Origin of the sequence: Caloranaerobacter azorensis DSM 13643 (genome assembly GCF_900129995.1) — a bacterium.
In the GTDB taxonomy this organism is placed as follows: Bacteria; Bacillota; Clostridia; order Tissierellales; family Thermohalobacteraceae; genus Caloranaerobacter; species Caloranaerobacter azorensis.
Window position 1 is genome coordinate 1 of record NZ_FQXO01000065.1, and the last position, 12,496, is coordinate 12,496.

Genomic DNA, 12,496 nt, shown 5'->3' on the forward strand with positions numbered 1-12,496 from the left:
TATTATTCAATAATTTCAGTAACAACACCTGCTCCTACAGTTCTTCCACCTTCACGAATCGCAAATCTTAATCCTTCCTCTAATGCTATTGGTGTGATTAACTCTATTGTAAATCTTGCATTATCTCCTGGCATGCACATCTCTACGCCCTCTTCTAAATTAATTGTTCCTGTTACGTCTGTTGTTCTAAAATAAAATTGTGGTCTGTATCCATTGAAGAATGGTGTATGTCTTCCACCTTCTTCTTTTGTTAATACGTATACTTCTGCTTTGAATTTTGTATGTGGTGTGATTGTTCCTGGCTTAGCTAATACTTGACCTCTCTCTATTTCGTCCCTTTGTACTCCTCTTAATAATGCTCCTATGTTGTCTCCTGCTTGTGCTTCGTCTAACATCTTCCTGAACATCTCTACTCCTGTTACTACTACTGTTCTTGGTTCGTCTGTTAATCCTACTATCTCTACTTGGTCTTGTACTTTTAATGTTCCTCTTTCTACTCTTCCTGTTGCTACTGTTCCACGTCCTGTTATACTAAATACGTCCTCTACTGGCATTAAGAATGGTTTGTCTGTATCTCTTTCTGGTGTTGGTATTGTTTCGTCTACTTTCTCCATTAATTCTACTATCTTATCTCCCCATTCTCCATCTGGATCTTCTAATGCTTTTAATGCTGATCCTACTACTACTGGTGTGTTGTCTCCGTCAAATTCATATTCGTTTAATAATTCTCTTACTTCCATCTCTACTAATTCTATTAATTCTTCGTCATCTACCATGTCTGCTTTGTTTAAAAATACTACTATCTTTGGTACTCCTACCTGTCTTGATAATAATATGTGCTCTCTTGTTTGTGGCATTGGACCGTCTGCTGCTGATACTACTAATATCGCTCCGTCCATTTGTGCTGCTCCTGTTATCATGTTCTTTACGTAGTCTGCGTGTCCTGGACAGTCAACGTGTGCATAGTGTCTATTTGGTGTTTCGTACTCTACGTGTGCTGTTGATATTGTAATTCCTCTCTCTCTTTCTTCTGGTGCTTTGTCTATATTTTCAAATGCTACTGCTTCTCCTGTTCCATATCTCTTATTTAATACTGTTGTTATCGCTGCTGTTAATGTTGTTTTTCCGTGGTCTACGTGTCCTATTGTTCCTATGTTTACGTGTGGCTTTGTTCTCTCAAATTTTGCCTTTGCCATTCCTCTTCCTCCTTTATAATTTTTTATATTTTGCTGTCATATTATTTATTTCCTAAAACCTTCTCCGCAACACTGCTTGGAGCTGGTTCGTAATGGCTAAATTGCATTACATAAGTTCCACGTCCTTGTGTTTTTGAACGTAAATCTGTTGCATAACCAAACATTTCAGCTAGTGGAACATATCCTCTTATTACTTGCGCTCCACTTCTTGATTCCATACCTTCAACTCTACCTCTTCTTGAGTTAATATCTCCCATTACATCTCCCATGTATTCTTCAGGTACTACAACTTCTACTTTCATTATCGGCTCAAGAAGTACAGGGTTTCCTTTCTTCATACCTTCTTTGAATGCCATAGAACCTGCAATCTTGAAAGCCATTTCTGATGAGTCTACTTCGTGGTATGAACCATCATATAATGTAACTTTAACGTCTAATACAGGGTATCCACCAAGAACACCATTTAACATAGCTTCTTGAATACCTGCATCAACTGCTGGGATGTATTCTTTCGGTATAACACCACCAACAATTTGGTTAACAAACTCGTAACCTGTTCCTCTTTCTTTTGGTTCCATCTTAATCTTAACGTGTCCGTATTGTCCACGTCCACCTGATTGTCTTACGAACTTACCTTCTACATCAACAGCCTTAGTGATTGTTTCTTTATAAGCAACTTGTGGTTTACCTACATTAGCTTCAACTTTAAATTCTCTTAAAAGTCTGTCTACTATAATCTCTAAGTGTAACTCACCCATACCTGAAATTATAGTTTGACCTGTTTCTTGGTCAGTATATGTTCTAAATGTTGGGTCTTCTTCTGCAAGTTTTGCTAAAGCTATAGCCATTTTTTCTTGACCAGCTTTAGTCTTCGGCTCTATAGCAACTGAAATAACAGGCTCTGGGAACTCCATTGATTCTAATACTATTGGAGCATTCTCATCACATAAAGTATCTCCAGTTATTGTTGATTTTAAACCAACTGCTGCAGCTATATCTCCAGCATAAACCTCGCTTATTTCTTCTCTCTTATTTGCATGCATTTGTAAGATACGGCCTATTCTCTCTTTTTTGCCTTTAGTTGAATTTAATACATATGAACCTGATCTAAGCACTCCAGAATAAACTCTGAAGAATGCCAATTTACCAACATATGGGTCAGCCATTATTTTGAATGCTAAAGCTGAGAATGGCTCATCATCTGAAGCCTTTCTTTCTATTTCTTCATCACTATTAGGTTTCATACCTTTTACTGCTGGTAAATCCACTGGTGATGGTAAATAATCAACAACCGCATCAAGTAACATCTGCACGCCTTTATTTTTATAAGCAGAACCGCAAAGTACAGGAACTATATCAACATTTATAGTTGCTTTTCTTATCGCACTTATTATTTCTTCAGTAGTTAATTCTTCACCTTCAAGATATTTCATCATTAACTCTTCATCTTGTTCTGCTATAGCTTCTAATAATTTCTCTCTGTACTCTTCAGCTAAATCTCTTATTTCATCTGGAATATCTGTAACTTCTATCTCTTTTCCTAAATCATCTTTATAAATTCTTGCATTCATATTTACAAGGTCTACTATACCAACAAAAGTATCTTCTTTACCTATTGGAAGCTGGATTGGCACTGCATTAGCACCTAATCTGTCTTTCATCATTTCAACAGCTCTAAAGAAGTCAGCTCCCATTATATCCATTTTGTTTACAAAAGCTATACGAGGTACATTATATTTGTCTGCTTGACGCCATACTGTTTCTGATTGAGGCTCAACCCCGCCTTTAGCACAGAAAACTGCAACAGCACCATCTAATACACGAAGTGATCTTTCAACCTCAACAGTGAAATCCACGTGTCCAGGTGTGTCTATGATGTTGATCCTATGCTCTCTCCAAAAACATGTTGTAGCAGCAGAAGTTATTGTAATTCCTCTCTCCTGCTCTTGCTCCATCCAGTCCATTTGTGAAGCACCTTCATGTGTTTCACCTATTTTATGAATTCTACCTGTATAGAACAATATCCTTTCTGTAGTAGTAGTTTTACCAGCATCTATATGAGCCATTATTCCAATGTTACGTGTTTTTTCGATTGGAATTTTCCTAGCCACAATACTCCTCCTTTCTGCTGCATAATCTGCTCTAATCATTATACTTTCCTAAATCGCTAATCTTAAACACTTTTTATTCAAATTACCATCTATAGTGTGCAAATGCTTTATTAGCTTCTGCCATCTTATGAGTATCTTCTCTTTTCTTAACACTCGCACCTACATTGTTAGCAGCATCCATAATCTCTTTAGCTAATCTTTCCTGCATTGTTCTTTCTCCACGCTGTCTTGAATAATTAACTAGCCATCTGATACCTAATGTCTGTCTTCTGTCAGGTCTAACCTCTACTGGAACTTGGTAAGTAGCACCACCAACACGTCTTGCTTTAACTTCTAGTAAAGGCATAACATTCTCTAAAGCTTTTCTGAAAACCTCTAATGGATCTTGACCAGTTTTTTCTCTAATATAATCGAATGCTCCATAAACTATTCTTTGAGCAACTCCTTTTTTACCATCTAACATTACTTGATTTATTAACTTAGTAACTACCTTGTCTCTGTAAATCGGATCTTCCATAACTTCTCTTTTTGGTACACGTCCTCTTCTTGGCACTGTACTTCCCTCCTTAACAATTAAATTTAATTCATAGGTACTCGACAATAGAAAATTGCCGTCGTGCTCAAAAATGCCTCTATATAAAAGGGACGCTTAACCCTATGAAGAGTTAAGGCCTCTGCATTCTAGCACATTCAAGCAATCTACTTTTTAGGTCTCTTAGTACCGTATTTTGATCTACCTTGTTTTCTGTTCTCCACACCAGCTGCATCTAAAGTTCCTCTAATTATATGATATCTAACACCAGGTAAGTCTTTTACCCTACCACCTCTTATAAGAACAACACTGTGCTCTTGTAAGTTGTGTCCAATACCCGGAATATATGCAGTAACCTCATAACCGTTAGTAAGCCTTACCCTTGCAATCTTTCTTAACGCTGAGTTAGGCTTCTTAGGAGTTACAGTTTTTACTGCAGTACAAACTCCTCTTTTTTGTGGTGAACTCACATTAATAGGTCTCTTTTTTAATGAGTTAAATCCTACTTGTAAGTGTGGAGCCTTTGATTTTTTTGTAACTTTCTTTCTTCCATTTCTTACTAATTGGTTTATTGTTGGCATACAGGCACCTCCTTCCAAACTGTTGCATTATTCTTTTAATATCGCAGCTGAAGCTGCCTTTAACTCAATTCCGCAGGCACTACCTAATTCCTTCATACTATCTACATATACTATCTCAATAGACTTTTCTTCACACATTTTAATCAAATCGTCAACAACATGACGATCAGCATCTTTAGCTACAAATACTATTTTAGCCTTATCATTAATAACTGCCCTTTTAGCCTGCTTTGTACCTACAACTTTTTTAGCATCTTTTAACATTGATAACATCATAGTCTCCTCCTTTTTAAAATATCTAGAAGACTATACGGCATATGCCGTATAATCTTCTTAGATATTCAAAAAGTCAACTATATAATTTGACACACTAATATATTTTAACACCAGTTAAGATTACTGTCAACAATTTATAATGTATTAGCTTCTTCTTCCACACTATCAACTTTCTTATTTATTGCTATGCTTTTATATCGTCTCATTCCTGTTCCAGCTGGTATTAATTTACCAATTATAACATTTTCTTTCAAACCAATCAATCTATCTTTTTTACCCTTAATAGCTGCTTCAGTTAATACTCTAGTCGTCTCTTGGAAAGAAGCTGCCGACAAGAAAGATTCAGTAGCTAACGAAGCTTTTGTAATACCTAGAAGTACTCTTCTCGCAACAGCAGGTCTTCCACCAAGTTCTACAATTCGTTTATTTTCATCTTCAAATTCGAATATACTTACAAGACCTCCTGGTAACAAACTAGTATCTCCAGCGTCTTCTACTTTCACTTTATTTAGCATCTGTCTTACAATTATTTCAATATGCTTGTCATTGATATCAACACCTTGCATTCTATAAACTCTTTGTACTTCTTTTACCAAGTATGTCTGTACTCCAACTACACCTTTTATCTTTAATATATCATGTGGGTTAACTGAACCTTCAGTAATTTCATCTCCTGCCTCAATATATTCTCCTTGTTTTACTTTTATTCTTGAACCATAAGGGATTGTATAAACCTTTGATTCCCCACCTTCAGTAGTTACTATCACTTCTTTTTTCTTTCTTGTTTGATTTATTGAAACAACACCTGAAACTTCTGATATTATTGCAAGCCCTTTAGGTTTTCTAGCTTCAAACAATTCTTCTACCCTCGGTAAACCTTGTGTAATATCGGCACCAGCAACTCCACCAGTATGGAATGTACGCATTGTAAGCTGTGTACCCGGCTCACCGATCGACTGTGCTGCAATAATTCCTACTGCCTCTCCTACATTTACCAACTCACCAGTCGCAAGGTTTCTACCATAACATTTAGCACATACACCATGTCTAGTCTTACATGTTAATACAGATCTTACCTTAACCTTTTCTATCCCAGCTTTGATTATTTTATCTGCCATGTTTTCATCGATAAGCTCTCCTGCTTTAACAATAATCTCATTTGTTTCAGGATGTATGATATCTTCAACAGCAAATCTTCCTACGATTCTATCCCATAATTCCTCGATTACTTCGTTACCATCTTTAAAAGCTGATACTACTATTCCTTGATCTGTTCCGCAGTCTTCTTCTCTTACTATTACGTCTTGACTTACATCTACTAATCTTCTAGTTAAGTATCCTGAGTCTGCTGTCCTTAATGCTGTATCTGCAAGACCTTTTCTGGAACCGTGTGTCGAAATAAAGAATTCAAGAACTGATAAACCTTCTCTAAAGTTCGATTTAATAGGAACTTCAACTGTTCTACCCGAAGCATTTGCCATAAGTCCCCTCATACCGGCTAGCTGTCTTATCTGATTTTTACTACCTCTCGCTCCTGAATGGGACATTATGAATAAACTATTTAATCTATCTAAGTTATTCATCAATGCCTCTGTTACTTTTTCTGTAGTTCTATTCCAAACTTCAATTACCTTTTCATATCTTTCTTCATCTGAAGCCAATCCTCTTCTATATGCCTTTTCATACTTATCTACAAGTTCTTCAGCTTCAGATAATAATTTCTCTTTCTCTTCAGGTATAATTATATCACTTACACTAATTGTAATAGCCCCAACTGTTGAAAAATGGAATCCCATCTCTTTTATATGGTCTAACACAATCGCTGTTATTGTATTGCCATGTTTTCTATAACATCTTTCGATAATTTTCCCTAACATCTTCTTATCTACTAAAGTATCTATTTCTAATGAATATTTATCTTTCGTTCTATCAACAAAATCTAAATCTTGTGGAATGTGTTCATTAAATATAAATCTACCTACTGTACTTTCAACTAATTTACCTCTGTCATTTTCATCTAATTTTCTGCGTACTTTTACTTTAGCATGTAAACCAACTATTCCATTTTGATATGCCATCAGCATTTCTTCATAGTCTTTAAATACCATTCCCTCTCCTTTTTCCCCGGGAATCTCAATAGTTAAATAATAACTACCAAGAACCATGTCCTGAGTAGGAGTCGTAATAGGTCTACCGTCTTTAGGAGCCAAAATATTATTAATTGACATCATCAAATATCTCGACTCAGCCTGTGCTTCTGCTGACAATGGCACGTGTACTGCCATCTGGTCTCCGTCAAAGTCAGCATTATATGCTGTACATACTAATGGATGCAGTTTAATAGCTTTACCTTCAACAAGTACAGGTTCAAATGCTTGAATACCTAACCTGTGAAGTGTCGGAGCACGGTTTAATAATACAGGATGTTCTTTTATAACTGATTCTAATACATCCCATACTACTGGCTTAACCCTCTCTACCATCCTCTTTGCACTTTTAATATTGTGTGCATAGCCTTCCTCAACTAATTTCCTCATAACAAATGGCTTAAATAGTTCTAATGCCATTTGCTTTGGAAGACCGCATTGATAAAATTTAAGTTCTGGACCAACTACGATAACTGAACGACCTGAATAGTCAACCCTCTTACCAAGTAAGTTCTGTCTAAATCTACCTTGCTTACCTTTTAACATATCAGATAATGACTTCAAAGGTCTGTTTCCTGGTCCAGTTACAGGTCTACCTCTCCTACCATTATCAATTAATGCATCTACAGCTTCTTGAAGCATTCTCTTTTCGTTTCTTACTATAATATCTGGTGCTCCAAGATCTAATAACCTTTTAAGTCTGTTGTTTCTATTTATTACTCTTCTATATAAATCATTTAAGTCTGAAGTTGCGAATCTACCACCATCAAGCTGAACCATAGGTCTTAAATCAGGTGGAATAACGGGTATTACATCTAATATCATCCATTCAGGTCTATTCCCTGACTGTCTAAATGCCTCAACAACTTCAAGTCTTCTTATTATTCTTATTTTCTTTTGACCGGAGCTTTCTTTTAACTCTTTTCTCAACTCCATAGCTTCTTTATCTAAATCGATTTTCTTTAATAACTCTTTTATAGATTCGGCACCCATCCCCGCCTTAAATTTATTACCATATTTCTCTAAAGCTTCTCTATATTCTTTCTCATTGAGTAATTGTTTTTCCGACAGTGGAGTGTCACCCGGATCTATAACTACGTAAGAAGCAAAATATAGCACTTTTTCTAAAGCTCTAGGTGACATATCAAGAATTAATCCCATTCTACTAGGAATGCCTTTAAAATACCAAATATGAGATACAGGAGCAGCTAATTCTATGTGCCCCATTCTCTCTCTTCTTACTTTAGATTTTGTTACTTCAACACCACATCTATCACATATTACACCTTTGTATCTTACACGTTTATATTTACCACAATGGCATTCCCAATCTTTTGTAGGGCCAAATATCTTTTCACAGAAAAGCCCTTCTTTTTCTGGCTTTAATGTCCTGTAATTTATAGTTTCAGGTTTTTTTACTTCACCTCTGGACCACTGTCTTATTTTCTCTGGAGAAGCTAAACTAATTTTTATTGAATCAAAGTTATTTAATTCGAACAAGGAGGCCTCTCTCCCTTCTATCTAAAAATGGGTTTTATCTATATTAACTTCAATTACTTTTCCTTACTTTTTTCTTCACGAATTTCAGTTGAATCTAAACTTAAATTAATATCACTTACTTCATCATCTACAGATTCTTTAATCTCAATTTCGTCATCTTCATCTGACAACACCTTAACATCTAGCGCTAAACTCTGTAATTCTTTTATTAATACTTTGAAAGATTCTGGTACACCAGGTTCTGGTATGTTTTCTCCTTTAACTATCGCTTCATAAGTTTTAACACGTCCAACTACATCATCAGATTTTACCGTCAATATCTCTTGAAGTGTATGAGCTGCGCCATATGCTTCTAATGCCCAAACTTCCATCTCTCCAAATCTCTGTCCTCCGAATTGTGCCTTACCGCCTAGAGGCTGTTGTGTAACTAATGAATAAGGTCCTGTTGACCTTGCATGAATCTTATCGTCAACTAGGTGATGTAATTTTAGCATATACATATATCCTACTGTAACAGGATTATCAAATGGTTCTCCTGATCTACCATCTCTTAAAAGAATCTTACCTGTACGTGGCAATCCTGCTTTTTCTAGAGCTTTTTCTATATCTTCCTCAGTTGCCCCGTCAAATACAGGTGTAGCAACATGCCAGCCTAATGCTTTAGCTGCCAAACCTAAGTGAACTTCAAGTACCTGACCAATGTTCATACGTGAAGGTACGCCTAGCGGATTAAGTACAACATCTAATGGAGTACCATCTGGTAAAAATGGCATATCTTCTTCTGGTAATATTCTGGATATAACACCTTTATTACCATGTCTACCACACATTTTATCCCCTACTGAAATCTTACGTTTTGTAGCAATATATACCCTTACTAATTGATTTACACCTGGTGGTAATTCGTCACCATTTTCTCTTGTAAATACTTTAACGTCAACTATTATTCCAGATTCACCGTGTGGTACTCTTAAAGATGTATCTCTTACTTCCCTAGCCTTCTCACCAAATATTGCTCTTAATAATCTTTCTTCAGCAGTAAGCTCTGTCTCTCCCTTAGGCGTTACTTTTCCAACCAATATATCGCCAGCTTCTACTTCTGCACCTATTCTTATTATCCCTCTTTCGTCTAAATCTTTTAATGAATCTTCTCCGACATTTGGTATTTCTCTAGTGATTTCTTCCGGTCCAAGTTTTGTATCTCTTGCTTCTGCCTCATATTCTTCAATATGAATCGAAGTTAAAATATCTTCTTTAACTAATCTCTCATTTAATAATATAGCGTCCTCATAGTTATAACCTTCCCATGTCATAAAGCCTATAAGTAAATTTCTACCTAAAGCAATCTCACCTAAATCAGTTGATGGACCATCCGCTATTACTTCACCTTTTCTTATTCTTTCTCCCTTTTCTACTATTGGTCTTTGATTTATACAAGTACCCTGATTTGAACGTTTGAATTTCAATAACCTATAAGTATCTAATCCTCCATCTGAATCTCTTTTTACTACTATCTCATTTGCACTAACTCTTGTAACTACACCATCATTTTTAGCAACAACAGCTACTCCAGAATCTTTAGCTGCCTTGTATTCCATTCCTGTTCCTACAATAGGTGCTTCAGGTCTTACTAGCGGTACTGCCTGTCTCTGCATGTTGGCACCCATCAGCGCTCTGTTTGCATCGTCATTTTCCAAGAATGGTATCATTGCAGTAGCTACAGATACAATTTGTTTAGGTGATACGTCCATATAATCTATTTCTTCTCTAGGGACCACGTCTATTACTCCTTTTTTACCTCTCGCTACTACCCTTTTATTTATAAATCTACCTTCCTCATCTAAAGGCTCATTAGCCTGTGCTATTACATACTTATCTTCAACATCAGCAGTTAGATATTCAACCTCATCAGTTACTACTCCTCTTTCTTTATCTATCTTTCGATATGGAGCTTCAATAAATCCATATTCATTAATTCTTGCATAAGTCGCTAAAGAAGTAATAAGTCCTATGTTTGGACCCTCTGGCGTCTCTATAGGACACATTCTACCATAATGTGAATGATGAACGTCCCTTACTTCGAAACCAGCTCTATCCCTGCTAAGACCACCCGGTCCTAAAGCAGACATCCTCCTTTTATGAGTCAACTCTGATAGCGGATTAGTTTGATCCATGAATTGAGAAAGCTGGCTACTACCAAAAAACTCTTTTATCGCAGCTGCAACAGGTCTGATATTAACAAGTTGTTGAGGAGTTGCAACATCAATGTCCTGAATAGTCATTCTTTCTCTAACTACTCTTTCCATCCTTGATAAACCGATTCTAAATTGATTCTGCAAAAGCTCTCCAACTGAACGAAGTCTTCTATTACCTAAATGGTCGATATCATCAGTTTCACCTATACCAAAAAATAAATTAAATTCATAATTAATAGTAGCTATTATATCAGGAATAATAATATGCTTTGGACTTAATTCCCTAGCTTTCTCATTTATAGCTTCCTTCAATTCATCTGGCTCTTTATATTTCATAATAAGTTCTTTCATTACAGGATAATATACTTTTTCTTTAACTTTTAAATCTTCTATCGGAAAAGGAAGATTAAAAGCCTTTATATCAACAAAATGGTTCCCTATAACTCTAACCACTCTATTTTCATCTGTTAAAATATCAACAGAATTAATTCCAGCATTTTCAATTTCCAAAGCCTTTTCTCTAGATATTTTTTCTCCCTTTTCAACTAAAATTTCTCCTGTATTTTTATCAATTATATCATCAGCCGCTCTATAATTCGCAATTCTGTCTCTTAATGCCAATTTTTTATTGATTTTATATCTACCAACTTTGGCAAAATCATATCTTCTTGGATCAAAAAATAATGAATTCAAAAGCGATTTAGCACTTTCTACGTTTGGTGGTTCGCCCGGTCTTAATCTTTTATAAATCTCTAAAAGCGCCTCATCTTGAGTTTTCGTATTATCCTTTTCCAAAGTCTTCTCAAGCTGTAAGCTTTCACCAAACAATTCCATTATGTCTGCATTGGTTCCACATCCTAATGCTTTTATAAGTACAGTAACCGGTACTTTCCTTGTTCTATCTACTCTAACAAATACAACATCGTTAGAATCGCTTTCGTATTCTAACCATGCTCCTCTATTTGGAATTACAGTCGCCGAGTACAACCTCTTTCCCGTTTTATCAATCTGCTCTGAATAGTAAACTCCTGGCGATCTTACTAATTGGCTTACTATAACTCTCTCCGCACCATTAATGATGAAAGTTCCCTTTTCTGTCATTAAAGGGAAATCTCCCATAAATACTTCCTGCTCTTTAACCTCTCCTGTTTCCTTGTTTATTAATCTAACCTTAACCTTTAAAGGTGCTGCATATGTAACATCTCTTTCTTTACATTCTTCTACATCGTACTTTGGTTCTCCCGAAATATTATAATCTACAAATTCTAAAATCAAATTGCCTGTATAATCCTCGATTGGTGAAATATCTTCAAAAACTTCTTTTAGTCCTTCTTTTAAAAACCATTCATATGACTTTTTTTGTACTTCAATTAAATCTGGTAATTCTAGAACTTCATTAATCTTTGAATAACTCATTCTAGTTCTTTTGCCAACTGAAACAGGATGTACCATTAATTATTCACCCCTTATTAGAAACTAAAGGCGTAACATGCCTTATTATTAACTTTATTTGATAAATAAAAGACATACATTTAATAATTTTCCCAAAAAAAACGACTTTTATTCAATTATCTTTATAAAACTCCACTATAATGCATTTTATAATACTATCATAACGATTTGTAGATGTCAAGGAAATTTTTATATAGAACTTCAATTCGTAATTTAAGATAATGATAAAAAGTGCCGATAAATAATATATGATGCAGATAAGTAGAAAAGATAAAGAAAAAATAATAGAATCAATTAGAAAAGGAAGAATTGATGCAGCTGATATAAGTTTTCCAAATTTAATAGACGATATAATAATGAAAATGAATAGAAAGGGGTTAATAAAGGATTTAACAAAAGTATTTAAAGATAAGCGAAAGAAAAATAAGCACATACCAATGGAAAATATATTAGCTTTATCAATTGCAGCAAAGATGAAGATAAAAACAAGTTTAACAGATATACCA

The 12,496-nt window shown here is 35.3% G+C and carries 8 protein-coding genes; 1 reads left to right on the forward strand and 7 read right to left on the reverse strand.

Annotated elements, in window-relative coordinates; all coding sequences use genetic code 11:
- Window positions 1-2: 2 nt before the first annotated feature.
- The 7 genes from tuf to rpoB all read right to left on the reverse strand — a co-directional run bounded on the left by tuf (window position 3) and on the right by rpoB (window position 11,990).
- Window positions 3-1,196, reverse strand: a complete 1,194-nt coding sequence (tuf, locus tag BUB51_RS09665; RefSeq protein WP_073196251.1) for an elongation factor Tu — start codon at window positions 1,194-1,196, stop codon at window positions 3-5.
- 41 nt (window positions 1,197-1,237) lie between these two features.
- Window positions 1,238-3,307 (reverse strand): elongation factor G, encoded by a 2,070-nt coding sequence (gene fusA / locus BUB51_RS09670; protein ID WP_200791937.1) that lies wholly within the window; start codon window positions 3,305-3,307, stop codon window positions 1,238-1,240.
- A gap of 82 nt (window positions 3,308-3,389) precedes the next feature.
- Window positions 3,390-3,860, reverse strand: a complete 471-nt coding sequence (rpsG, locus tag BUB51_RS09675) for a 30S ribosomal protein S7 (protein ID WP_035164312.1) — start codon at window positions 3,858-3,860, stop codon at window positions 3,390-3,392.
- A gap of 146 nt (window positions 3,861-4,006) precedes the next feature.
- Complete coding sequence (gene rpsL / locus BUB51_RS09680; RefSeq protein ID WP_035164313.1) at window positions 4,007-4,420, reverse strand: 30S ribosomal protein S12; 414 nt, start codon at window positions 4,418-4,420, stop codon at window positions 4,007-4,009.
- Between the two features lie 27 nt (window positions 4,421-4,447).
- Window positions 4,448-4,696 (reverse strand): L7Ae/L30e/S12e/Gadd45 family ribosomal protein, encoded by a 249-nt coding sequence (locus BUB51_RS09685; RefSeq protein ID WP_278294263.1) that lies wholly within the window; start codon window positions 4,694-4,696, stop codon window positions 4,448-4,450.
- Between the two features lie 134 nt (window positions 4,697-4,830).
- Window positions 4,831-8,343 carry a DNA-directed RNA polymerase subunit beta' gene (gene rpoC, locus BUB51_RS09690; protein WP_073197411.1) on the reverse strand — a complete coding sequence of 1,171 codons (3,513 nt, stop codon included), beginning with the start codon at window positions 8,341-8,343 and terminating at the stop codon, window positions 4,831-4,833.
- Between the two features lie 53 nt (window positions 8,344-8,396).
- Window positions 8,397-11,990: a DNA-directed RNA polymerase subunit beta gene (gene rpoB / locus BUB51_RS09695; protein ID WP_083599590.1), complete on the reverse strand. Its 3,594-nt coding sequence runs from the start codon at window positions 11,988-11,990 to the stop codon at window positions 8,397-8,399.
- A 248-nt stretch (window positions 11,991-12,238) separates the two neighbouring features.
- On the opposite strand from rpoB, the gene BUB51_RS09700 reads away from it, so the two are divergent.
- Window positions 12,239-12,496, forward strand: a 258-nt coding sequence (locus BUB51_RS09700; RefSeq protein ID WP_278294264.1) for a hypothetical protein, incomplete at its 3' end; no start/stop codon positions are given.

Bases quoted from the DNA above. Each gene is read 5' to 3' on its own strand.
- rpsL (WP_035164313.1), bottom strand. From the start codon at position 4,420: ATGCCAACAATAAACCAATTAGTAAGAAATGGAAGAAAGAAAGTTACA.
- rpoB (WP_083599590.1), bottom strand. From the start codon at position 11,990: ATGGTACATCCTGTTTCAGTTGGCAAAAGAACTAGAATGAGTTATTCA.
- tuf (WP_073196251.1), bottom strand. From the start codon at position 1,196: ATGGCAAAGGCAAAATTTGAGAGAACAAAGCCACACGTAAACATAGGA.
- BUB51_RS09685 (WP_278294263.1), bottom strand. From the start codon at position 4,696: ATGATGTTATCAATGTTAAAAGATGCTAAAAAAGTTGTAGGTACAAAG.